The organism is Nitrospirillum iridis (assembly GCF_014205765.1).
Classification (GTDB): Bacteria; Pseudomonadota; Alphaproteobacteria; order Azospirillales; family Azospirillaceae; genus Nitrospirillum; species Nitrospirillum iridis.
This window is the reverse complement of sequence record NZ_JACIIZ010000029.1, coordinates 13,388-34,949: the sequence shown is the minus strand read 5'-3', so window position 1 is coordinate 34,949 and position 21,562 is coordinate 13,388. Positions and strand designations below refer to the sequence as shown.

Annotated in this window: 24 protein-coding genes; 16 read left to right on the top strand and 8 right to left on the bottom strand. The window is 67.6% G+C overall.

The window, feature by feature from the left end; all coding sequences use genetic code 11:
* Nucleotides 1-76: 76 nt before the first annotated feature.
* On the bottom strand, nt 77-1,075 hold the full coding sequence (locus FHS74_RS29295; protein WP_184807806.1) for a hypothetical protein: 999 nt from the start codon (nt 1,073-1,075) through the stop codon (nt 77-79).
* A gap of 491 nt (nt 1,076-1,566) precedes the next feature.
* Between FHS74_RS29295 and FHS74_RS29290 the strand changes: the two genes are divergently transcribed.
* From FHS74_RS29290 to FHS74_RS29280, 3 genes are all read left to right on the top strand, one after another.
* Nucleotides 1,567-2,451: a hypothetical protein gene (locus tag FHS74_RS29290; RefSeq protein WP_211106626.1), complete on the top strand. Its 885-nt coding sequence runs from the start codon at nt 1,567-1,569 to the stop codon at nt 2,449-2,451.
* A gap of 175 nt (nt 2,452-2,626) precedes the next feature.
* Nucleotides 2,627-2,875, top strand: a complete 249-nt coding sequence (locus FHS74_RS29285; protein WP_184807805.1) for a hypothetical protein — start codon at nt 2,627-2,629, stop codon at nt 2,873-2,875.
* Nucleotides 2,876-2,880: 5 nt separating this feature from the next.
* A complete protein-coding gene (locus FHS74_RS29280; RefSeq protein ID WP_184807804.1) occupies nt 2,881-3,294 on the top strand; it encodes a putative toxin-antitoxin system toxin component, PIN family in 414 nt (137 codons plus the stop codon).
* Between the two features lie 100 nt (nt 3,295-3,394).
* Here FHS74_RS29280 and FHS74_RS29275 read toward each other — a convergent pair whose 3' ends face one another.
* From FHS74_RS29275 to FHS74_RS29250, 6 genes are all read right to left on the bottom strand, one after another.
* Nucleotides 3,395-3,622, bottom strand: coding sequence for a hypothetical protein (locus tag FHS74_RS29275; protein WP_184807803.1), 228 nt, complete (start codon nt 3,620-3,622; stop codon nt 3,395-3,397).
* Nucleotides 3,623-3,724: 102 nt separating this feature from the next.
* Nucleotides 3,725-4,420: a dienelactone hydrolase family protein gene (locus tag FHS74_RS29270; protein ID WP_184807802.1), complete on the bottom strand. Its 696-nt coding sequence runs from the start codon at nt 4,418-4,420 to the stop codon at nt 3,725-3,727.
* Between the two features lie 108 nt (nt 4,421-4,528).
* On the bottom strand, nt 4,529-5,197 hold the full coding sequence (locus tag FHS74_RS29265) for a YkgJ family cysteine cluster protein (protein ID WP_184807801.1): 669 nt from the start codon (nt 5,195-5,197) through the stop codon (nt 4,529-4,531).
* A gap of 68 nt (nt 5,198-5,265) precedes the next feature.
* Entirely contained in the window at nt 5,266-5,724 is a 459-nt protein-coding gene (locus tag FHS74_RS29260) for a hypothetical protein (protein ID WP_184807800.1), read from the bottom strand.
* 89 nt (nt 5,725-5,813) lie between these two features.
* The gene (locus FHS74_RS29255; protein WP_184807799.1) at nt 5,814-6,275 is read right to left on the bottom strand and encodes a hypothetical protein; all 462 of its coding nucleotides are present in this window, start codon (nt 6,273-6,275) and stop codon (nt 5,814-5,816) included.
* A 105-nt stretch (nt 6,276-6,380) separates the two neighbouring features.
* Nucleotides 6,381-7,301 carry a LysR family transcriptional regulator gene (locus FHS74_RS29250; RefSeq protein ID WP_184807798.1) on the bottom strand — a complete coding sequence of 307 codons (921 nt, stop codon included), beginning with the start codon at nt 7,299-7,301 and terminating at the stop codon, nt 6,381-6,383.
* Between the two features lie 111 nt (nt 7,302-7,412).
* On the opposite strand from FHS74_RS29250, the gene FHS74_RS29245 reads away from it, so the two are divergent.
* The 13 genes from FHS74_RS29245 (at nt 7,413) to FHS74_RS29185 (ending at nt 20,266) form a co-directional block, all read left to right on the top strand.
* Nucleotides 7,413-8,528 (top strand): class 1 fructose-bisphosphatase, encoded by a 1,116-nt coding sequence (locus FHS74_RS29245; RefSeq protein WP_184807797.1) that lies wholly within the window; start codon nt 7,413-7,415, stop codon nt 8,526-8,528.
* A gap of 57 nt (nt 8,529-8,585) precedes the next feature.
* Entirely contained in the window at nt 8,586-9,482 is an 897-nt protein-coding gene (locus tag FHS74_RS29240; protein ID WP_184807796.1) for a phosphoribulokinase, read from the top strand.
* Nucleotides 9,479-11,494, top strand: a complete 2,016-nt coding sequence (gene tkt, locus FHS74_RS29235) for a transketolase (protein WP_184807795.1) — start codon at nt 9,479-9,481, stop codon at nt 11,492-11,494. The genes FHS74_RS29240 and tkt overlap by 4 nt, the downstream gene beginning before the upstream one ends.
* 14 nt (nt 11,495-11,508) lie before the next feature.
* Complete coding sequence (gene fba, locus FHS74_RS29230; RefSeq protein WP_184807794.1) at nt 11,509-12,594, top strand: class II fructose-bisphosphate aldolase; 1,086 nt, start codon at nt 11,509-11,511, stop codon at nt 12,592-12,594.
* 29 nt (nt 12,595-12,623) lie between these two features.
* Nucleotides 12,624-14,081, top strand: a complete 1,458-nt coding sequence (locus FHS74_RS29225) for a form I ribulose bisphosphate carboxylase large subunit (RefSeq protein ID WP_184807793.1) — start codon at nt 12,624-12,626, stop codon at nt 14,079-14,081.
* 60 nt (nt 14,082-14,141) lie between these two features.
* Nucleotides 14,142-14,561 (top strand): ribulose bisphosphate carboxylase small subunit, encoded by a 420-nt coding sequence (locus FHS74_RS29220; protein ID WP_184807792.1) that lies wholly within the window; start codon nt 14,142-14,144, stop codon nt 14,559-14,561.
* A complete protein-coding gene (gene cbbX / locus FHS74_RS29215) occupies nt 14,561-15,511 on the top strand; it encodes a CbbX protein (RefSeq protein ID WP_246463461.1) in 951 nt (316 codons plus the stop codon). The genes FHS74_RS29220 and cbbX overlap by 1 nt, the downstream gene beginning before the upstream one ends.
* Nucleotides 15,508-16,158, top strand: coding sequence for a ribulose-phosphate 3-epimerase (gene rpe / locus FHS74_RS29210; RefSeq protein ID WP_184807791.1), 651 nt, complete (start codon nt 15,508-15,510; stop codon nt 16,156-16,158). Before cbbX ends, rpe begins: the two co-directional genes overlap by 4 nt.
* 76 nt (nt 16,159-16,234) lie before the next feature.
* A complete protein-coding gene (locus FHS74_RS29205; RefSeq protein WP_246463460.1) occupies nt 16,235-16,756 on the top strand; it encodes an MbcA/ParS/Xre antitoxin family protein in 522 nt (173 codons plus the stop codon).
* A complete protein-coding gene (locus tag FHS74_RS29200; protein WP_184807790.1) occupies nt 16,753-17,421 on the top strand; it encodes an RES family NAD+ phosphorylase in 669 nt (222 codons plus the stop codon). Before FHS74_RS29205 ends, FHS74_RS29200 begins: the two co-directional genes overlap by 4 nt.
* A gap of 22 nt (nt 17,422-17,443) precedes the next feature.
* Nucleotides 17,444-18,679, top strand: a complete 1,236-nt coding sequence (locus FHS74_RS29195; protein WP_184807789.1) for a patatin-like phospholipase family protein — start codon at nt 17,444-17,446, stop codon at nt 18,677-18,679.
* Nucleotides 18,680-18,789: 110 nt separating this feature from the next.
* Nucleotides 18,790-19,794, top strand: a complete 1,005-nt coding sequence (locus tag FHS74_RS29190; RefSeq protein ID WP_246463459.1) for an SPFH domain-containing protein — start codon at nt 18,790-18,792, stop codon at nt 19,792-19,794.
* A gap of 13 nt (nt 19,795-19,807) precedes the next feature.
* The gene (locus tag FHS74_RS29185; protein ID WP_184807788.1) at nt 19,808-20,266 is read left to right on the top strand and encodes an NfeD family protein; all 459 of its coding nucleotides are present in this window, start codon (nt 19,808-19,810) and stop codon (nt 20,264-20,266) included.
* Between the two features lie 7 nt (nt 20,267-20,273).
* On the opposite strand, the gene FHS74_RS29180 is transcribed toward FHS74_RS29185, so the two are convergent.
* On the bottom strand, nt 20,274-21,518 hold the full coding sequence (locus FHS74_RS29180) for a hypothetical protein (RefSeq protein ID WP_184807787.1): 1,245 nt from the start codon (nt 21,516-21,518) through the stop codon (nt 20,274-20,276).
* Nucleotides 21,519-21,562 lie beyond the last annotated feature (44 nt).

Sequence of the window (21,562 nt, the reverse complement as noted above, 5' to 3'; positions counted from 1 at the left end):
CTCCTATGCGCTACCGGGACAACCCGATTGCCAGCACATCACTGGGGTCCCTATTGGGCGCCGATACGGGGTCCCGTTACGCTGCCGATTGACAGATAGGGGTTCGCCCCAGCAACCAGGCGGCCCGGCTGCCGATTTTCTGGGTGATCTCCGCGTTGTTCTGCTTGTGATCATGCATGAGGGCAATTTCGGCGGCGATACCCAAGTCCAGTGCACGGTCAACAGGCGATGCGGCAAGCCTCGCCCGGCCAAGCCGGTCGATCGCGCGGACAAGACTGTCCAATTCACGGAACTCACCGAGAAGGTCAAAAGCGCGCAGGATCGCCAAACGGTCTATCGGGTAAGGGACAAATGGATGTGCGGCTGCCGGCCTTGCCATAAGGTTGCCTCCACCTCCGACGAACAGCGTGGGCGTGGAAGACTCCGGCTGGCTGACTGTCAAGGGAAGCTCGACGGGGCCGGCCCCGGCCAGCAGGCAAGCGAGGCGGACACGTTCTCGCTGTTCGTACCGATAAGACGAAGGCGGCACGGTCGTGCTTTGTTTCCCCTGGGGAATCCCGTCTTTCCCCGCACGTTCAAAAGCCGGTGTCACCGTGAACGGCTGAAGAAACAGTGCCGTGCCGGCCGGTAGGTACGGTGGCTGATAGGGAGACCATCGCATTACCGATGCCAAGGCGTCCTCGGGCGCGGGAACCAACGCAGCCCCGTCGCCCAGATCGCAACGTTCGTCGATCTGGACCCCCAGGACGGGTGAAATATCGTGATAACTTGCCGTGTTCAGGTCCACTTCCGCGGTAAACGCGGCGAGGATGGCGTCAGGTTCCTTTTTCTCGACAAGCATGTCGATGGCCCACGCGCCAAAACGGGGCGTGGCAATGATGCCTCCGCCGTCACCGGTGTAGATCCAGACGCACTGGAAGGCGCTGAAAGGTTCGACCTCCGCGAGTGCATGATGGACTCTGGGTTCTGCCTCCTGACGCCAGAAGCTGTAAAGCTTGGGGCGGCTGATTGCCGCCAGTTCGGCGGCGGCGGTTTCAAGGATTTCGGTCGCGGAACTGGGGCGCTGATCGTCCATGCCTCAGCTTAACCGTGCACCCTGTTTTCGCAACACCCAGAATAGCTGGCCGCGCCGTCGGGTACAGCTTATTCGGGCCGAGTCAGCATTTGGTGCATGCCGAGCCAAAATGGATGACACGCAGCTTATAATTTCCATTTCGGATCAGTGGGTTGTGAAATAGCCAGAGTCAAACTTGATGGCATTTCACATTATGATATGAAGCGTCACAGAGTTTGGCCAAACGTCAGTTAGTTTGGCCGGGAACGTCAGAAAGAATGGCCGCCCCCACCTCAGCGTGGCCATTCTTCCTTCCAAGTTAGAATATTCACCCTGTTAGTGATCATTAAGGCACTGGCGTAGATGCGCCTAAAGTTGGCCTTGAGCTTGGCGAAAACCATCTCGGTGAAGTTTAGGTCAGGATTTTAAGGCGGCGGAAAAAGGAACTTGGCGCTATTCTCCTCAAAGATGGCCTCTTGCGAACAGCGATAAACGAAGGTAAGTAGCCGGCAATGATGTCCACCTATTACACGGATCGCGAATATGGTGCGCGGGCTCCGTCGATTGACATAATCGACGAGCGAGTGTGGGTGGGACTTTACACTTTGATCCAAACCCGAATTGGCGACGGTTCTTTTGGGTTCCGCTTTCCAGAGCAGTGCCCCGACGGCAATAGCCCTTGCGGTTGCGACGAGCAGAAATTCCACCGGGTTTTGGCGGCGGAGATCCCTGCGATCAATTGGCCTCTCTCCCCGGAGGAGACACCAGAAACACCCGTCATCCTTGATTTACTGGAGTTCTGCGCCCGGGCGGTAGGTAAACCGATCCAAGGCACCTATCACTCATACTTCGGGCATCATCATTTAAGCTGGGACCACGAAGCAGGGCTTAGCTGTTTCGCGGCCGAAGTGAATATGTTGTTCCGGCGCAATGCGCTGGCCTTCGAACTTACGCCGGACGGCGAAGCACGCCGCCTGCTTCCGGCGCCACTCGCTGAGGCGATCGGCTGGGCATTGTTCCAGACCGGCGATGATGAGACAGATCGGCTTCTCGAAGTTGCGCGCCGGCGGATTCTGTCACCGAAGCTGGAAGACCGTCAGGACGCCCTGGAAAAGCTGTGGGATGCGTTCGAGCGGCTGAAAACTTTGGAACCAGGCACCAACAAGCGTGAGCAGGCTGACGCGTTGTTGGACCGAGTTGCTGCCCCAGGCTCCGCCTTCCGCCAAGCGCTTGGGGGCGAGGCCACGGAACTGACAACCATCGGAAATCGCTTCCGCATCCGAGATTCAGAAGTCACCCAAGAGACTCTGACGTCACCGGATCAGATTGACTATGTGTTCACGCGCATGTTCGCTTTTATCCGGATATTGCTTCGGGGGTCCGGGCGCGGCGGTTAAAGGGAGCGCGGCGAAAGGCCCACTGAGAATCTCCAGGCCATAACGCACGCCAGATCAACGTCTCCCGTAGCAGTCGCAACCCGACTGGCAGGTTTGACGCCCTTGCCCCCTGCGGCCTACAATGCGGTGCTGTAATCCCGCAAGCGTGGTGATGAGCGTGAAGGAGGACACAGCCATGGAACGGATCGTGACAGGGGTCACCCTGCAAACGCTCCCCGAGGCGGTTCGTCGTGCGGGGCTGAAGCCTGGTCAGCGCTTCACCATCACCGTCGAAGATGAGCCTGTCGACAGGGCCGCAGCCGTATCAGCGCTCCGCGCGATTTCGGAACGGGTGGGCGCGCGCGTGGAGGCGGCCGGACTTTCAGAAGATGACGTCATGCGCCTGCTGGAAGATGAAGACGACGAAGCCCGCGCCGCGACATGATACGCGTGGTCATCGACACCAACGTTTTCCTAAGTGCGTTCGCCACGCCCCGGGGAACAGCCGCCCGCGCGGTTGAATATGCGGCGGGCTGCGCCGCTATCCTGGCATCGGAAGAAACCTACGCGGAACTGGCCGCCAAACTTGCGGCGTCACGCTTCGCCCTGAAGTTTGGCACAGAGGCCGACCGCATGGAGTACCTGTCTACGATAGGGGCTCTGCTGTCTTTTGTGGTCGTCACCAGTACGGCAACAGCTTCCAGCGATCCAAAAGACAACATGTTCTTGGCTCTGGCCTTGGATGGGCACGCCGACTGCGTCGTGAGCGGGGACAAAAAGCACATGCTGTCACTGGGAGCCTATGAGGGTATCCCAATTTTATCCCCGGCGGAGTTCCTGTCCAGGTATGGGGACGCGTCTTGATGGTTCATTCCGCTTGCCGGGAAAACCACAACGCGATCAGCACCGAAGCGAAACCGTCAAGCCAACATTCCGCCGCTTCGGAAAAGCCTTCAGCGCTAATTCACAGCCCACCCCCAACCACCGAGCCGTCCTTGCGGCGGGACAGCTGCACCTGGCCGTCGACGCACTTCACATAGGTGGTCTTGCCGGGCGTCAGCCCGTCGCAGAGGATCACCAGGGCCCGTGGCAGGCCGCCGAACTCCTTGGAGCCGCGCACGCCGGCGTTATAGACCTCAAGGTAGGTCTTGAGCGCCGCCTTGCGCACCGGCTGGCCGTTTTGATCAATCATCGGATTCCCCCCCCAAGAATGCGGGAGGATCATCGCCCGAAGGGCGAGCGTCCCGCCAGCGCCATTTGCGGCGCGCCGGCGGGAGCGCCCCCGGGCCAGACCTTACGCCAGCTGCCGGCGCAGGAAATCCAGCGTCCGGCCGTTGGCCAGCGCCGCCGCCGTGGCATCGTAATGGGCGCCATTGTGGCGGGTGAAGGCGTGGCGCTGGCCGGTATAGCTGTAGACGGTGGCGTTGGGCTTGGCCGCCAGCCCCGCCGTAATTTGCGCCATGGCGGCCTGGGGGATGTACTCATCCTCCCCCGCCAGATGCACCAGCAGGGGCGCTGTCAGGCCACCCACCTCATCCAGATATTTCTCGGTGTCGCCACCGTGATAGGCGACGGCGGCGTCGACGGGGGAGCGGGCTGCGGTCAGGAAGGCCATGAGGCCGCCCAGGCAATAGCCGAGGACGGCGACCTTGCCGGTACAGTCGGGCAGGTCGGCCACGCTGCGGACCACGGCGGCGATGTCGCGCGCGCCGGCATCCCGGTCGAAGGCCAGGTAGAGCTTCAGGCCATGCTGCCAGTCGGCCTCCGTATCCACCCGCAGGTCGACGCCCGGCTCCTGCCGCCAGAACAGGTCCGGCGCCACGGCGAGGAAGCCCTGGGCCGCCAGCTCGTCACACGTCTGGCGGATGTCGGCGTTCACGCCGAACACCTCATGCAGCACGACGACGGCCGGGGCCGGCACGGTGGCGGGGCGGGCGACGTAGGCGTGGAAGGTGCCATCGGGCACGGCGATGGGGATCATGTCGGTCATCTGACGCCTCTGGGGTTGGCCTGGGGAGGGCCGCATCCTGCGCCGGCGTCGGGCCCGTGGTCTTGAGCCTGGAGGCTTGATTTGAACGATGGCACGGTGGCGTGGACGTCACGCCCGCACCCGCGCCGCCGCGAACGCGTCCTGCCCCTGACGGGCGCGCGTGAACGCGGTGTCGTCGTCCAGCACCAGGTTCAGCGCCTGGATCAGTTCGAACTCACCCCCCTGGAAGCCGGCGGCGGCCTCCCGCTGCAAAAGCTGCAGCATCAACTGGATCTGTCCCCGCTTGGCCGCCACCGGCTGGGGCACGGCGACGCCGGCGTCCGGCGCCTCGGCATCGGCGCGGCAGGCGTCCAGGTCGGCGGAGAGATAGGCGCGGCAGGCCAACGGCCGCGCCGCATAGAGGCCGCAGGCGCCGTCGCCCCCCAGCAACGGGCATGGCATGCGGTCAAGTTTGCGCTGGGACAGGGTGCGGCCCGCCGCCCGGGGCAAGGCCGCGCGTATCGCCGCCGCCAACCGGCGCCGCGTCTCATCGTCCTGGGCCGCCAGATGGCCCGCGACCAGGGCGATTTCGCCCAGGGTCAAGGAAACCTGCTGGGTACAGCAGTGATGACAGCCGAGGCGACAGGCGACGGGCGCGATCGTACCATCGGGCAGGGCCAAGTTTTTCGGCATCCGGTCCATGCCTTCCTCCATCGCCCGGTGGGCCCCGCTGGCGATGTGGATCAGGTCGGCCTGGTCCCGGCTATGGACTGTCACGCGGAAGGGTTGGTACGGCATCCGCTTCTCCGGAACGGTGGGCCCCGAGAGAGCATAGACCCATTGGCGTTCCGCGGCACGACCGGGGTTTACGGCAGGGGCAGACAGTCCGGATTCAGCTTGGTGCCGGTCTTGCCGGTGTAGAGGATACCATCCTTCAGGCGCACCGCACCGGTGAAGCCGGCGCTTTTCCACAACGGCTGGCAGGAGGTGGCGCTGAGCACCACCAGCTTGCGGCCGCCCGCCGCCGAGGTGGTGACCAACAGGTGCTGGCCATCACTGTACAGTGTGCCCTCGATGGGCGCGAAGGCGGCATCGGCGGTGCAGCTGTTGCCGTCCTGCTGGGTGACGGTCAGCGGTCCTTTCCAGGCCTTGGCCTCACCCCCCACGGCCGGCCCCAGATCAAGGGTCAGGACATCGGCGCGGACCTTGCCGGACGCCGGCTCCACCGGCTGATAGGCGCAGACCACGGGAATGCTGCGACGCGGGGCGGCCTGGGCAGCGACAGCCGGCAGCAGCGCGGCGGCGATCAGGGCTAAGGCTCTCATGGGGCGAACCGATCGTTGGGGACTGTCTCTTGAGGTAAAGATCAATGCGGCGGGCCCGCCTGGCCACCCCCCGCCTTCGCGGTACCCCTTTAGTGGACGTCGCCCTCCGGCAGGCAATGAGGGCCCAGTTTCCAGGTGGTGTGGCCCATGCGCAGGGTATCCGCCGTCAGGACGACATGGCCGGAAAAAGCTGGGCTTTTCCATAAGACCCGGCAGGTGGCGGCGCTGAGGATGAACACCGATCGCAGGCCGTCCACCGTGGAGTATGTGGTCAGCATCAGGTTCTGACCATCGGTGTACAGCGGGCGCTCAATCTGACTGGCGTGCAGGTCGGTGACGCAATACCCGCCGCCCGGCTGTGTCAGGACGATGGGGCCGCGCCAGGATTCGGGGTGCCGGGGGGCATCGCCCGCCCCCAGATCCAGCTTGCCCCAGCCCAGCCGGATCCGCCCGTTGCCGGGGTCCACCTCATGGTAGTCGCAGCTCTGGGCCCCCGCGCTCGATACGGTCGACAACAGGGTGGCCACCAGCAGGCAAGGCATTCGCATCATGGCCGCGCGGCCCTTCGATGGATGCGGCCCGCCCGGACGCGGGCCCACGATGGGGAGTTTGGGGCCCTTCCCCTTCCGTTCCAAGCGCGCCTAAAGAATAGGCCGTCACGCGATGGGCTTCACGCTCGGCAGGAACTCCCGCCCCCGCTCCACCAGGAAGGCCTTCACCGCCGCCGCCGCCGGGGCTAGGCGCTTGTCGGAGCGCTTGGCCACGAACCATTGGCGCACGATGGGCAGGCCCTCGACGTCCAGGGGGGCCAGCCGGCCGCTTTCCAGTTCGGCGGCGATGGTGTGGGCGGAGATGAAGGACAGACCCAGGCCGGCCATCACCGCCTGCTTCACCGTCTCATTGCTGCCCACCTCCATGCTGATGGCCGGATGGATGTCGGCCTGGGAGAAGAACCATTCCATCAGGGTCCGGGTGCCGGACCCGACCTCGCGCACCAGGAAGGTTTCCCGCGCGAAGTCCGTCAGTTTCAAATGGCGGCGGCCCACCATGGGATGGTGGGGCGGGGCGATCATGATGTGGGGGTGGTCACCAATGGCATGCATGTCCACCGCCAGGTCGCGGGGGGGACGGCCCATGATGGCGATGTCGATGCTGTCGCCCTTCAGCGCCGCGATCACCTCCTGCCGGTTGCCCACCATCAGCGACAGCTCGATCTGGGGGTATTCGGCGCGGAAGGCGCCCAGGGCGTAGGGCGCGAAATATTTGGCGGTGCTGACCACCCCCACCGCCACCCGGCCGCCCGACAGGTTGCGCAGCGCCTCCATCGTGGCGGCGCAGTTGTGCAATTCCGCCTCGATGCGCAGCGTCGTCTCGATGACCTCACGCCCCGCGTCGGTGGCCTTGAAGCGTTCGCCCAAGCGGTCCAGCAGGGGCACCCCCAGCAGATCCTCCAGCGCCTGCACCTGCATGGTGACGGCGGGCGGCGTCACGTGCAGACGCTTGGCCGCCGCCGTCACCGACCCGGTTTCCACCACCGCCGTCAGGGCGCGCAGTTGCTTCAGCGTCACGTTGCGCATGGTCGCCCCGGTGCGTTTCAGGAAAATTGAATCTTCAGCTAAGTTAATTCGAATTTTCTAACAGCGCAATCGTCCGCACACTGTCCTCAACAAACGAAACGGGAGGACATCATGGCGGACGCCACGACACTGGCACGGCATCTGGTTGCCTGGAACGCACGCGGTGGCAATGGGCAGAACGGACGGGCCGACGTGGTCCGCACCATCCTGGCCTTGGCCGACGCGGGCCTGGCCATCGCCGACCTTGTGGCCATGGGCCCCCTGGCGGGCGAGATGGCGGCCGTGCGGGGCGAAAGCAACGGCGACACCCAGAAGGAACTGGACCTGCGCGCCCACGACATCGTCGTCGACCGCCTGGCCGGCGCCCCGGTGGCGGTGGTGGGGTCGGAGGAGAGCGACGCCCCCGTCCTGCTGGACCCAGCGGGCACCCTGGCGGTGGCCATCGACCCGCTGGACGGGTCGTCCAACATCGAGACCAACGTCTCGGTGGGCACCATCTTCTCCATCCTGGCGGTGGAGGACGCGGCCGACCCGGCGGCAGCACTGCTGCAGCCCGGCCACCGGCAGCTGGCGGCGGGCTTCCTGGTCTATGGGCCCCAGACGGCGCTGGTGCTGACCGTGGGCGAAGGCACCGAGATCTTCATCCTGGACAAGCGGCCGACCGAGCCGGTGGTGGCGGTGCAGGCGGGCAATGGCTGGGCCTCCCCGCCGCCGCCCACCCCCACGGCGGAATTCGTGCGCATGACCAGCCCGGTGACGGTGGCGGCGGAAACCAGGGAGTTCGCCATCAACGCCTCCAACCAGCGGCACTGGTCGCCCAGCGTCCGGGGATATATCGAAGACTGCCTGCTGGGCCACGACGGGCCCCGGGCCAAGAATTTCAACATGCGCTGGATCGCGTCGCTGGTGGCGGACGCCTTCCGCATCCTGCGCCGGGGCGGCGTCTACCTGTACCCGGCGGACGAACGCCCCGGATATCGCGCCGGCCGCCTGCGCCTGGTCTATGAGGCCAACCCCATCGCCTTCGTCATCGAGCAGGCGGGCGGCGCCGCCACCGATGGACAGAACCGCATCCTGGACCTGGCGCCCAGCCATCTGCATGAGCGCACGGCCCTGGTCTTCGGCTCCCGCACGGAGGTGATGCGGGTGGCCGACCACCACGCCGCCCCGCCCCTCCTGGCCGACCGCGCCCCCCTGTTCGGCCAGCGCGGCCTGCTGCGCGCCTGAGGGACCCGTGAGGCCACCTGAGGGACCCGTGAGGCCAGAGGATAAGGATCGAAGCCCATGTCCATCCGCCATCCCATCATTTCCGTCACCGGATCCTCCGGCGCCGGCACCACCTCGGTCCGGCAGATTTTCGAACAGGTGTTCCGGCGCGAAGGCGTGAACGCGGCCTGTATCGACGGCGACGCCTATCACCGGTACGACCGCGCCGCCATGAAGCAGGCCATCACCGACGCCGACCGTGCGGGCGAGCATCATTTCAGCCATTTCGGCCCGGAGGCCAACCTGCTGGACGAATTGCAGGAGCTGTTCCGCCGCTATGGCGACGAAGGCCGGGGCCGCACCCGCCACTACGTCCATGACGCGGCGGAGGCGGAGCATTACGGCTGCCCCCCCGGCACCTTCACCCCGTGGGAAGACCTGCCGGGTCCCAGCGACCTGCTGTTCTATGAGGGACTGCATGGCGCCGTGGTGGCGGACGGCTATGACATCGCCGGCCACGCGGACCTGAAGATCGGTGTCGTGCCGGTGATCAACCTGGAGTGGATCCAGAAGATCCACCGTGACCGCACCAGCCGCGGCTACAGCACCGAAGACGTCATGACCACCATCCTGCGGCGCATGCCGGACTATGTCCGCTACATCTGCCCGCAATTCACCCAGACGGACATCAATTTCCAGCGGGTGCCCACGGTCGACACCTCCAACCCCTTCATCGCGCGGTGGATACCGACCCCGGACGAATCCATCGTCGTCATCCGTTTCCGCAACCCGCGTGGCATCGACTTCCCCTACCTGCTGTCGATGATCGCCGGCAGCTTCATGTCGCGCGCCAATTCCATCGTCATCCCGGGCGGCAAGCTCGACCTGGCCATGCAGCTGATCCTGACCCCGCTGATCCTGCAACTGGTCGACCGCAAGCGCCGCGCCGGCCGACAGGAGGGACGAGAATCATGACCCCCACCCTTTCCCTGCGCCAGGTTGAAGCCGTGGCACCCGACGCCGCCCCGGACCTGACCGACATGGCCAACGCCGTCCGCATGCTGGCCGTGGCGGGGGTGGAGGCCGCGAAGTCCGGCCACCCCGGCATGCCCATGGGCATGGCCGACGTCGCCACCGTGCTGTTCACCCGGGTGATGCGCCTGGATCCGTCACGCCCCGACTGGCCCGACCGTGACCGCTTCGTCCTCTCGGCCGGCCATGGCTCCATGTTGCAATACGCCCTGCACCATCTGCTGGGCTATGCCGACATGCCCATCGAGGAGCTGAAGCGCTTCCGCCAGCTGGGCGCCAAGGCGGCCGGCCATCCCGAATACGGCCACGCCTTGGGCATCGAGACCACCACCGGGCCGCTGGGCCAGGGCATCACCACCGCCGTGGGCATGGCCCTGGCGGAGCGTCACCTGAACGCCCGCTTCGGCGACGCCCTGGTCGACCACCGCACCTATGTCATCGCCGGCGACGGCTGCCTGATGGAGGGCATCAGCCAGGAAGCCATCGACCTGGCGGGGCAACTGCGACTGGCCCGGCTGGTGGTGCTGTGGGACGACAACGGCATTTCCATCGACGGCCCCACCCGCCTGTCCACCCGCACCGACCAGGCGGCACGCTTCGCCGCGTCCGACTGGGCGGTGGAGACGGTGGACGCCTACGACCATGAGGCCATCGAGGCGGCCCTGACCCGCGCCCAGGCCAGCGACCGCCCGACCCTGATCGCCTGCCGCAGCGTCATCGGCTATGGCGCGCCCACCAAGGCCGGCACCTGCGGCGTGCATGGGGCGCCGCTGGGAGCGGAGGAGGCCCAGGGCGCCGCCCAGGCCCTGGGCTGGGACAGCCCGCCCTTCACCGTGCCGGACGACATTCGCGACGCGTGGCGCGCCGTGGCCGAGGCCGGCCGGGGCCACCGCGAGGCTTGGGAACGGCGTCTGGCGGCCCACCCCGCCCGCGCCGATTTTCAGCGCGTGATGGCGGCGGAGCCGGAGGTGGCGGAGGCGCTGGCCGCCTATCGCCAGGAACTGGTGGCGACACGGCCCAAAATGGCGACGCGCAAGGCCTCGCAGCTGGTGCTGGGGGTGGTGAACGCCACCACCGACCTGACCGTGGGCGGTTCCGCCGACCTCACCCATTCCAACCTGACCCAGACCAAGGGGATGGAGGTGCTGGACGCCGGCGATTATGCCGGCCGTTACATCCACTACGGCATCCGCGAGCATGCCATGGCGGCCGTCATGAACGGCTTGGCCGTGCACGGCGGCATCATCCCCTATGGCGGCACCTTCCTGGTGTTTTCCGACTATGCCCGGGGCGCCATCCGCCTGTCGGCCCTGATGGGCGTGCGGGTCATCCACGTGCTGACCCACGACAGCATCGGCCTGGGCGAGGACGGCCCCACCCATCAGCCGGTGGAGCATCTGGCCATGCTGCGCGCCACGCCCAACCTGCACGTCTTTCGTCCGGCGGATGCGGTGGAAACGGCGGAGTGCTGGGAACTGGCGCTGACCGACACCGCCACGCCCTCAGCCCTGTGCCTGTCGCGCCAGGATCTGCCGACGCTGCGGCGTGACGCGGATTTCAACCGCAGCGCCGCCGGCGCCTACATCCTGCGTGAAACCGCCGGCCCCCGCGACGCCACCCTGCTGGCCACCGGATCGGAGGTGGCGCTGGCGGTGGAGGCGGCGGAACGGCTGGCCACGGAGGGCGTCGCCGTGGCGGTGGTGTCCATGCCCTGCTGGGACCTGTTCGCCCGCCAGCCGGCCGCCAACCGCGCCCTGGTGCTGGGCGCCGCACCGCGCATCGGGGTGGAGGCGGCCGTCCGCTTCGGCTGGGACCGCTGGCTGGGCGACCAGGGCGCCTTCATCGGCATGGAAGGCTTCGGCGCCTCCGGCCCCGCCGCCGACCTCTACCGCCATTTCGGCATCACCGTCGACGCCATCATGGCCGCCGTCCGGGCCCGCGTCGCCCACGCTTGAGGAGCACCATAACCATGGCTCGTATCACCCTGCGCCAGTTGCTGGACCACGCGGCGGAGCGCGACTATGGCGTTCCCGCCTTCAACATCAACAATATGGAACAGGGCTTGGCGGTGATGGAGGCGGCGGCCCAGGTGGACGCCCCCGTCATCCTGCAAGCCAGCCGCGGCGCCCGGTCCTATGCCGGCGACATCATGCTGGCCCGCATGGTGGACGCGCTGGAGGATCTGTACCCCACCATCCCGCTGTGCCTGCACCAGGACCACGGCAACAGCGAAGCCACCTGCCTGACGGCGCTGCAGCACGGCTTCACCTCCGTCATGATGGACGGGTCGCTGCTGGCCGACGCCAAGACGCCCGCCTCCTATGACTACAATGTCGACATCACCCGCCGGGTGGCGGAGGCGGCCCACTGGGTGGGCGCCTCGGTCGAGGGCGAACTGGGCGTGCTGGGCAGCCTGGAGACGGGCCAGGGCGAGGCGGAGGACGGCCACGGCGCCGAAGGCGTGCTGTCGCTGGACCAGCTGTGCACCGACCCGGACCAGGCGCTGGACTTCGTGGCCGCCACCCGGGTGGACGCCCTGGCCATCGCCATGGGCACCTCCCACGGCGCCTATAAATTCTCACGCCAGCCGGACGGCGACATCCTGGCGATGGCCGTGGTGGAGGCCATCCACGCGCGGCTGCCCAACACCCACCTGGTGATGCACGGATCCTCATCCGTGCCGCAGGAACTGCAGGACCTGTTCAACGCCTATGGCGGCCGCATGCCCCGCACCTGGGGCGTGCCGGTGGATGAGATCGTGCGCGGCATCCGCTTTGGGGTGCGCAAGATCAACATCGACACCGATTGCCGCCTGGCCATGGCGGTGCAGTTCCGCAAGACGGCGACCGAGAACCCGGCGGAATTCGACCCGCGCAAGTTCCTGAAGCCCGCCATGGACGCCATGAAGGCGCTGTGCCGCGACCGGTTCGAACAGTTCGGCGCCGCCGGCAACGCCAGCCGCATCACCCCCTTGCCCATGGCCGCCATGGCCAAGCGCTACGCCACCGGCGCGCTGGACCCACGGCTGGGCAAGACGCCCGTGGCCGCCGAGTGACCCATTCCCGATAACAGGAGCCCGCGAAGATGAACGCCATCGACAAACGCGACAGCCGCGACCGTTACACCGCCGGTGTCATGAAATACCGGGACATGGGCTACTGGCAGCCGGACTATGAGCCCAAGGACACGGACGTCATCGCCGTCTTCCGCATCACCCCGCAGGACGGCGTGGACCCGATCGAGGCCGCCGCCGCCGTGGCCGGCGAGTCCTCCACCGCCACCTGGACCGTGGTGTGGACCGACCGGCTCACAGCCTGCGACAAGTACCGCGCCAAGGCCCACCGGGTGGAACCGGTACCGGGCGCGCCCGATAGCTGGTTCGCCTACATCGCTTATGACCTCGATCTTTTCGAGCCCGGATCGATCGCCAACCTGACGGCGTCCATCATCGGCAACGTCTTCGGCTTCAAGCCGCTGAAGGCCCTGCGGCTGGAGGACATGCGCCTGCCGGTGGCCTATGTGAAGACCTTCGACGGGCCGCCCACCGGCATCGTTGTGGAGCGGGAACGGCTGGACAAGTTCGGCCGCCCCCTGCTGGGCGCCACCGTGAAACCCAAGCTGGGCCTGTCGGGCCGCAACTATGGCCGCGTGGTCTATGAGGCGCTGAAGGGCGGTCTGGACTTCACCAAGGACGATGAGAACATCAACTCCCAGCCCTTCATGCATTGGCGCGACCGCTTCCTCTATTGCATGGAGGCGGTGAACCGCGCCCAGGCGGCGACGGGCGAGATCAAGGGCACCTACCTGAACGTCACCGCCGCCACCATGGAGGACATGTACGAGCGGGCGGAGTTCGCCAAGTCCATCGGCTCGGTCGTCGTCATGATCGATCTGGTCATCGGCTACACCGCCATCCAGTCCATGTCCAAATGGGCGCGGCGCAACGACATGGTGCTGCACCTGCACCGCGCCGGGCATTCGACCTACACCCGGCAGAAAAGCCACGGCGTGTCCTTCCGCGTCATCGCCAAATGGATGCGGCTGGCGGGCGTGGACCACATCCACGCCGGCACCGTGGTGGGCAAGCTGGAGGGCGACCCCGCCACCACCAAAGGCTACTACGACATCTGCCGTGAGGATTTCCTGCCCCGGCGGCTGGAGAACGGCATCTTCTTCGATCAGTCCTTCGCCTCGCTGCGCAAGACCCTGCCGGTGGCGTCGGGTGGCATCCATGCCGGGCAGATGCACCAGTTGCTGGACCTGTTCGGCGACGACGTGGTGCTGCAGTTCGGCGGCGGCACCATCGGCCACCCGATGGGCATCCAGGCCGGCGCCACCGCCAATCGCGTGGCGCTGGAGGCCATGGTTCTGGCCCGCAACGAAGGGCGCGACATCGTTCATGAGGGGCCGGAAATCCTGGCCGCCGCCGCCCGCCACTGCCTGCCCCTGCGCCAGGCCCTGGATGTCTGGAAGGACGTCACCTTCAACTACACCTCGACCGACGCCCCGGACTTCGTGCCGACCGCGTCGGTCGCTGGTTAGCCCTCAAACGGCGGGCGCGGGCATCCGCCCGCCCAGAGATCTGAGATTGGAGACATCGCCATGCGCATCACCCAGGGAACCTTCTCCTTCCTGCCCGACCTGACGGATGAGCAGATCACCGCCCAGGTGCAGTACTGCATCGACCAGGGCTGGGCGGTGAATATCGAGTTCACCGACGACCCCCACCCCCGCAACACCTATTGGGACATGTGGGGCCTGCCGATGTTCGAGGTCCGCGACGCCGCCGGCGTGATGGTGGAGCTGGCGGCCTGCCGCAAGGTCTACGGCGACCGCTACATCCGGCTTTCCGGCTTCGACGCCAGCCACGGCTGGGAAAGCGTGCGCCTGTCCTTCATCGTCAACCGGCCGGCCAACGAACCGGGCTTCGCCCTGGAACGGCAGGAGAGCGAGGGCCGCAACGTCCGCTACACCACCCGCGCCTATGCCGCCCAACTGCCGGAAGGGGAGCGGTACTCGTGATGGCGGCGATCCTGAGCACGGTGCCGGACCCGGGTCCGCCACCCCCGCCGGCGCCCGCACCGGCCGTGGATCTGCGGGCGGACTTCGCGGCCTCCGGCCTGCCGGAAATCTTCGATGAGCTGGACCGGGAGATGGTGGGCCTGGCGCCCATCAAGCGGCGGCTGCGCGAGATCGCGGCCCTGCTGCTGGTGGACAGGGCGCGCCAGCGCTTCGGCCTGGCGGTGGGCGCCCCCACCCTCCACATGAGCTTCACCGGCAACCCCGGCACCGGCAAGACCACCCTGGCGCTCAAGATGGCGGCCATCCTGCACCGGCTGGGCTATGTCCGGCGCGGCCATCTGGTGACCGTCACCCGCGACGACCTGGTAGGCCAGTACATCGGCCACACCGCGCCCAAAACCAAGGAGGTGCTGAAGCGCGCCGCCGGCGGCGTGCTGTTCATCGACGAAGCCTATTACCTCTACCGGCCGGAGAATGAGCGGGACTATGGCCAGGAGGCCATCGAGATCCTGTTGCAGGTGATGGAGAACCAGCGCGACGACCTGGTGGTGATACTGGCGGGCTATGCCGACCGCATGGAACGCTTCTTCCAGGCCAATCCCGGCTTCCGGTCCCGCGTCGCCCACCACATCGACTTCCCCGACTATGGCGAGGGCGAACTGCTGGACATTGGGGAGCGGCAGCTGGCCGCCATGAACTACCGCCTCAGCCCCCGGGCGCGGACGGTGTTCGCCCAGTACATCGCCCTGCGCCGGGGCCAATCGCACTTCGCCAACGGCCGGTCCGTCCGCAACGCCCTGGACCGCGCCCGCCTGCGCCAGGCCAGCCGCCTGTTCCAGCGGGAAGACGGCCCCCTGTCGGTGGACGACCTGACGGTGATCGAGGCGGAGGACATCCTGGCCAGCCGGGTGTTCGCGGCAACGGCGGCAACGGAGGAGGCGGCGCCATGACCCAGCCGCTGATCGCCCCGTCCATCCTGTCCGCCGACTTCGCCGCCCTGGGTGCCGAGGTGCGGGCCATCACCACGGCCGGTGCCGACTACATCCATGTCGATGTCATGGATGGCCATTTCGTACCCAACATCACCATCGGCCCGGCGGTGGTGAAGGCCCTGCGCCCCCACACCACCCGCCCCTTCGACGTGCACCTGATGATCAGCCCGGTGGATCCCTATCTGGAGGCCTTCGCCGACGCCGGCGCCGACATCATCACCGTGCAGGCGGAGGCGACAATCCATCTGGACCGCACGCTGGAACGCATCCGCGCCCTGGGCAAAAAGGCCGGCGTGGCACTGAACCCGGCCACGCCGGAAAGCGTGGTGACCTATGTGCTGGACCGGCTGGACCTGGTGCTGGTTATGACCGTCAACCCCGGCTTCGGCGGCCAGTCCTTCATCGCCTCGCAACTGCCCAAGATCCGGGCGCTCCGGGACATGATCGGCCGCCGGCCCATCCAGGTGGAGGTCGATGGCGGCGTGAACCCGGCAACGGCCCGCGCCTGCGTGGAAGCGGGGGCGGATATGCTGGTGGCCGGATCGGCCGTCTTCCAGGGGGGACCCGCCCGGTATGAGGCCAACATCACGGCGCTGCGGGGCTGACGCGGCCGTGGGGCGGGACTTGAAAATGTCCAGATCTGGACTACGTTATCCAGTATTGGACATTGGAGGGTTTCCCATGCTCGCCGCGCACGAGACCGCGACCCAGGCCACGCCGACCATGGTCGACCTCAGTTTGGCCGACAGCACCCAGCGTCGGCGGGTCAGCGGACCGGGCTTGCGCGCCTTTCTGGCCATCGCCGACCAGTGGAAACTGGGGGAGGAGGAGCGGCGGACCCTTCTGGGGCGCCCGGGGCGGTCGACCTATCACGGCTGGGCGGCGAAGGCGCGCGCCGGCCAGGACCTGTCCCTGCAACTGGATACCCTGCTGCGCCTGTCGGCCGTGCTGGGTATCCACAAGGCTCTGGTGATCCTGTTCCCCCGCGCGGGCGACGGCGTGGCCTGGCTGCGCACGCCCAACCGCGGCCTGCTGTTCGGCGGCCAGGCGCCGCTGGACCTGCTGCTGTCCGGCACCCAGGACGGCCTGCTGGCCGTGCGGCGGCATCTGGACGCCTGGCGCGGCGGCACCTTCACCGCGCCCATCCCCGGATATGACGACGCGCTGCCGCCGCTGACCGACGACGACATCGTCTATCTATGAGCCCGGCAGCCTTCCCCGTCACCTCACTGCCGGACCCGACCTTCCGGCTGGTGCCGTCACGCTTCCCACCCGTGTCCGCGTTCGAAACGGTGGCATCGGCCGCCGACCTGGACGCGGTGATGGAACTGGAGGGCTGGACCAATGACCGGCTGGTGAAGCAGCGCCTGGCCCGGCTGGCGCCGGACGACCGCGTCTACGGCGTGCCCAACGCCAGCATCGTCATGGCCGCCTTCCTGCACGCCGCCCCCGGCGGCCTGCGCTTCACCACCCCTGAACTGGGCGCCTGGTACGCCGGGCTGGCGATGAACACGGCGGTGGCCGAGGTGGCGCACCATCTGCGGCGCGAGGCGGTGAACACCAACGCCCCAGAAATGCGGGTGGAATGCCGCTGCTATAGTGCCCGCCTGGATGGTCGCTATGTCGACATCCGGGCCGATGACGGCCCCGGCCTGCACGACCCCGCCCACTATGGCGCCGCCCAGCGCTTCGGCGAGTCGGTCCGCGCCAGGACCGATGTCAACGGCATCCTATACCGCAGCGTCCGCCACGCCGGGGGCGGCAACGCGGTATGCTATCGTCCCCGCGCCATCCATGAGGTGACGCAAGGGGCGCACCTGGAAATCACCGTGCGCCCCACGGGCAGGATCGCCGTACGCCGCCTGTGACGGTTTTCAGGGGGGAAGAGCCATGTCATACCGCATCCTGGCGCTGGACGGCGGCGGCCCCTGGGCCCTGCTGGAGGCCATGGCCCTGGCCGACCTGTACGGCGCCGACACGCCCGGCCATGACATCCTGGCGGAATTCGACATGGCGGCCGGCACGTCGGCCGGGGCCATCGTGCTGGGCGGCCTGATCAAGAACCTGACGCCGACGCAGATCCTGAACCTGTTCGTCGATGATGCGCGGCGGGCCGGCCTGTTCGTCAAGGTGGATGGGCTGGACCGGCTGGTGGCTAGCCTGGACCTCGGCCCCAAATACAGCACCGAGGGCAAACTGGCCGGCCTGACCGCCATGCTGGACGACACCAGCCTGATGCCGCCAGCCTCTGCCACGGTGGACGGTCAGGCACGACCGCTGGCCCTCGCCGCCTGCCCCATGGCCCGCCTGCCCCTGCCGCCGGCCCGCGGCGGCACCACGCCGGTGAAGGTGTTCATCCCCGCACAGGATTATGCGCAGCGCCGCGCCACCCTGTTCCGCAGCTATCCCGGCCTGGCCACCCCGGTGACGGAGCCACAGGCGTCCACCGCCCCGCTGGCGGCGGTCATCCACGCCAGCAGCACAGCACCCGTGGCCTTCTTCGACGCCCCCGCCGCGTGCGAGGGGCGGCTTTATTGGGACGGCGGCCTGTCGGGCTGCAACAACCCGGTGATGCTGGCGGTGATGGAGGCGCTGTCCCAGCCTGGCGGGTCGACCGGGCTGGAAATCCTCAGCCTGGGCAGCGGCACGGTGCGCCACGCGCCGGTGACCAGCACCAGCCAACCCCCGCCCGAGCTGGCGGAACCGACGGGCGCGCTGGGCACCCTGGGCGATCTGGCCCTGCTGGCGCAGACCACGCTGGACGACCCGCCGGACACCGCCAGCCTGCAGGCCCACATCCTGGCCCAGCGCCTGGCCGGTGGCGACCCGGCGGCCCTGGGCGGGCTGGTGCGGATGAACGTGTCGATCCAGCCGGTGCTGCGGCAGGGCGCCTGGGTGGCGCCGCCCGGCCTGGCCGGCGGGCGCTTCGCCCCCCTGGCGGCCCTGCCGGCCGACGCCGTGGAACCGGCGCAGATCGCCCTGATCCGGCAATTGGGCCGCGACTGGATGGCCGGGGCCGTGCCCAACCAGCCGCTGATCACCCGCCTGCCGCAGCTGGACTGCGTGCTGGGCGATGCCGACTACGTCGCGGCCAAGGCGCGGTGGATGGCCCTGAACCAGCTTTGAGACTCCGCATCCCAACGGGCACCCAAAAGGGGCGAAAGACCGGGTAGCGGCACGCGCGTTATGGCATAGTGGGGGAAAGGGCCGCAGCCCCAACAAGCGGGAGAGATGCCTTGTCGCCTTTCGGCCTGTTCGCCTTGGCCATCCTGGTCTTCGCCATCGTCCTGGTCTACAGCAGCATCAAGACCGTGCCCCAGGGGATGGAATTCACGGTGGAGCGGTTCGGCCGCTATACCCGCACCCTGAAGCCGGGCCTGGCCATCATCGTCCCCTTCGTCGACCGTATCGGCGCCCGCCAGACCATGCAGGAAGTGGTGCTGGACGTGCCGTCGCAGGAGATCATCACCAAGGACAACGCCATGGTGACGGTGGACGGCGTGCTGTTCTTCCAGGTGCTGGACGCCGCCAAGGCCAGCTATGAGGTGCGCAACCTGGACCGGGCGGTCCTGAACCTGACCATGACCAATTTGCGCACGGTCATGGGTTCCATGGACCTGGACGAACTGCTGTCGCAGCGTGACGCCATCAACGCCCGCCTGCTGAACGTGGTGGACGCCGCCACCCACCCCTGGGGGGTGAAGATCACCCGCGTTGAAATCCGCGACATCCAGCCGCCGCGCGACCTGATCGACAGCATGGCCCGCCAGATGAAGGCGGAACGGGAACGCCGCGCCCTGATCCTGGAGGCCGAAGGCCAGCGCCAATCCGCCATCCTGCGGGCGGAGGGTGAAAAACAGTCCGCCATCCTGCAGGCCGAGGGCAAGAAGGAGGCGGCCTTCCGCGAGGCGGAGGGCCGCGTGCGCCTGGCGGAGGCGGAAGCCACCGCCACCCGCGTGGTGTCCGAGGCGATATCCGGCGGCAACGTGCAGGCGGTGAACTACTTCATCGCCCAGCGCTATGTCGACGCGCTGAAAAGCTTCGCCGCCAGCCCCAACCAGAAAATCCTGTTCATGCCCATGGAGTCGACCAGCATCCTGGGCGCGCTGGGCGGCATCGCCGAACTGGCCAAGGACAGCTTCGCCGGCCTGCCGGCCACCCCGGCCAGGCCCGCCCCCCGGCGTCCGGATCCATCAACGCCGCCGCCGGCGCCCGGCCCGTGGACCACGCCCGGCGGCTGACGGAGGAACCCCCATGCCCGACTTCACCGACTGGACGCCCCACGCCTGGCACTGGTGGGCGGCGGGCGTCGCCCTGGCGCTGGTGGAAATGGTGACGCCCGGCTTCGGCCTGTTGTGGCTGGGGGTGGCGGCGGTGCTGGTGGGATCGGTGCTGTTCCTCGTCCCGTCCTTCGCCCTGGTGGGCCAGGCGGTGCTGTTCGCCGTACTGGCGGCCGCCCTGCTGCTGGCCACCCGCCGCCTGCTGGGCCCGATGGCGGGGACGCCCGAGACCCCGCCCACGCCGTTGAACGACCGCGCCGGCCAGTATCTGGGCCGGGTGCTGACGCTGGAAACCGCCATCGCCAACGGCCAGGGCCGCGCCCGCCTGGACGACGGCGCCTGGATCGTTTACGGGCCGGATGGCCTGCCCGCCGGCGCCCCCGTCCGCGTCGTGGGGGTGGAGGGCACGGCGCTGCGGGTTGAAGCGGCGTAAGCCGTCATCAGCGGGCGGCGGCCTTGAAGCCCAGCCGGCCGCACTGGTTGTCAAACGCGTAGTTCAGGTGGGGGATCAGGGAGCGGCCGGTGTTGTAGGCCGCCGGCCCGGTGGCGCTGTCCGGCCCGATGACCACGGCTACCACCCCCGGGCCCTCGGGCGCACACGCGTCCTTCGCCACCGTCCGATAGCTGGCCGTGATCTTGCCCGTGACCGGGTCAGGGATGTTGACGGTGATCGCCGTCCCCGGCTTGACGATGGTCTTGTAGTGGCCATCGACCGGCTGGCAGGCCTGGGCGGTCAGGCCCGCCTGGTCGATGCCTGCCTGGGGCGCATTCAGGATGATGAAGTCGATCCCGACGTCCATCAGCAGGGCCCCGGACGCGAGGGTCGTCTGGGCAGCATCGCCCAGCACCGGCACGGCCTGGGCCTCATTCCATTGCGCGGGGCCGGACTTGCTGTTGTTGGTCAGCGGGACGAAGGCATAGTCCTGAACGGTGCCGGCATTCAGCCCAACGGTGATGGCGTCGCCGGCGATGACGTAACCCTGATGCACCTGGTCACCCGCGATGTGCACCAGCGGGTTTTCCGCCACTGACACACCGGCACCGTTCTTGCCCCGGCCGAAACCGACACCCATCCAGGCTGTCGCGCCCTTTTCCTGCGCTTGGCAGTTTCCCAGCGTGACGTCCACGCCGCTGGCGGTGGTGGTCTGGCCATCCAGCTTGGAACACTGTTCAGGCGTCGGCACGGTAGCGACGGCCGGCGCCTTGCCGCCCGCCCCGCCCTTGGTCGCCTTGCACACGCATTCCACCGCTGTGATGGCCACGGGCGTGCTGGCGCCCAGCACCTTGATGGCCGACGTCGTGGAGCCCGGTTGCACGAACGTCACCGGCGCCGTCACCTGCCGGCCCCACAGATAGTCCATGGAACTGGTGTAGAGCATCTGCGCCGGGGTCTTGGATTGCTGGAAAAGCGCCTGGTCCACGCCGGACTGGTTGATGACCAGGCCGATGGAACCGGTATCGACCACAGCGTCGCGCACCTGGCCCCCGCCAATGCGAATGGTCGTCATGTAGCGCCCGACCGGCGCCGCCACGCCATCCTGCGGGACGATGTTCAGCGCGAAGCTTGTCCCGGCAGTGGGATAGGTGCACTGGGCCGATGCCGTGGACGGCATCCATGAGGCACCCTGGGCCATCAGGACGGCAATGGCCCAGAAACGGGATCGGTGGCGCGTCGAAACTGTCATGACTGTCCCCCTCGGTTGGTTGAGAGGAGACTACAGTCTTAGGC

Bases quoted from the DNA above. Each gene is read 5' to 3' on its own strand.
- FHS74_RS29290 (WP_211106626.1), top strand. From the start codon at position 1,567: ATGATGTCCACCTATTACACGGATCGCGAATATGGTGCGCGGGCTCCG.
- FHS74_RS29270 (WP_184807802.1), bottom strand. From the start codon at position 4,420: ATGACCGACATGATCCCCATCGCCGTGCCCGATGGCACCTTCCACGCC.
- FHS74_RS29205 (WP_246463460.1), top strand. From the start codon at position 16,235: ATGCTCGCCGCGCACGAGACCGCGACCCAGGCCACGCCGACCATGGTC.
- FHS74_RS29245 (WP_184807797.1), top strand. From the start codon at position 7,413: ATGGCGGACGCCACGACACTGGCACGGCATCTGGTTGCCTGGAACGCA.
- FHS74_RS29225 (WP_184807793.1), top strand. From the start codon at position 12,624: ATGAACGCCATCGACAAACGCGACAGCCGCGACCGTTACACCGCCGGT.
- FHS74_RS29295 (WP_184807806.1), bottom strand. From the start codon at position 1,075: ATGGACGATCAGCGCCCCAGTTCCGCGACCGAAATCCTTGAAACCGCC.
- FHS74_RS29260 (WP_184807800.1), bottom strand. From the start codon at position 5,724: ATGAGAGCCTTAGCCCTGATCGCCGCCGCGCTGCTGCCGGCTGTCGCT.
- rpe (WP_184807791.1), top strand. From the start codon at position 15,508: ATGACCCAGCCGCTGATCGCCCCGTCCATCCTGTCCGCCGACTTCGCC.
- FHS74_RS29255 (WP_184807799.1), bottom strand. From the start codon at position 6,275: ATGATGCGAATGCCTTGCCTGCTGGTGGCCACCCTGTTGTCGACCGTA.
- FHS74_RS29180 (WP_184807787.1), bottom strand. From the start codon at position 21,518: ATGACAGTTTCGACGCGCCACCGATCCCGTTTCTGGGCCATTGCCGTC.
- FHS74_RS29250 (WP_184807798.1), bottom strand. From the start codon at position 7,301: ATGCGCAACGTGACGCTGAAGCAACTGCGCGCCCTGACGGCGGTGGTG.
- FHS74_RS29285 (WP_184807805.1), top strand. From the start codon at position 2,627: ATGGAACGGATCGTGACAGGGGTCACCCTGCAAACGCTCCCCGAGGCG.
- FHS74_RS29185 (WP_184807788.1), top strand. From the start codon at position 19,808: ATGCCCGACTTCACCGACTGGACGCCCCACGCCTGGCACTGGTGGGCG.
- FHS74_RS29240 (WP_184807796.1), top strand. From the start codon at position 8,586: ATGTCCATCCGCCATCCCATCATTTCCGTCACCGGATCCTCCGGCGCC.
- tkt (WP_184807795.1), top strand. From the start codon at position 9,479: ATGACCCCCACCCTTTCCCTGCGCCAGGTTGAAGCCGTGGCACCCGAC.
- FHS74_RS29200 (WP_184807790.1), top strand. From the start codon at position 16,753: ATGAGCCCGGCAGCCTTCCCCGTCACCTCACTGCCGGACCCGACCTTC.
- FHS74_RS29220 (WP_184807792.1), top strand. From the start codon at position 14,142: ATGCGCATCACCCAGGGAACCTTCTCCTTCCTGCCCGACCTGACGGAT.
- FHS74_RS29195 (WP_184807789.1), top strand. From the start codon at position 17,444: ATGTCATACCGCATCCTGGCGCTGGACGGCGGCGGCCCCTGGGCCCTG.
- fba (WP_184807794.1), top strand. From the start codon at position 11,509: ATGGCTCGTATCACCCTGCGCCAGTTGCTGGACCACGCGGCGGAGCGC.
- FHS74_RS29265 (WP_184807801.1), bottom strand. From the start codon at position 5,197: ATGCCGTACCAACCCTTCCGCGTGACAGTCCATAGCCGGGACCAGGCC.
- cbbX (WP_246463461.1), top strand. From the start codon at position 14,561: ATGGCGGCGATCCTGAGCACGGTGCCGGACCCGGGTCCGCCACCCCCG.
- FHS74_RS29275 (WP_184807803.1), bottom strand. From the start codon at position 3,622: ATGATTGATCAAAACGGCCAGCCGGTGCGCAAGGCGGCGCTCAAGACC.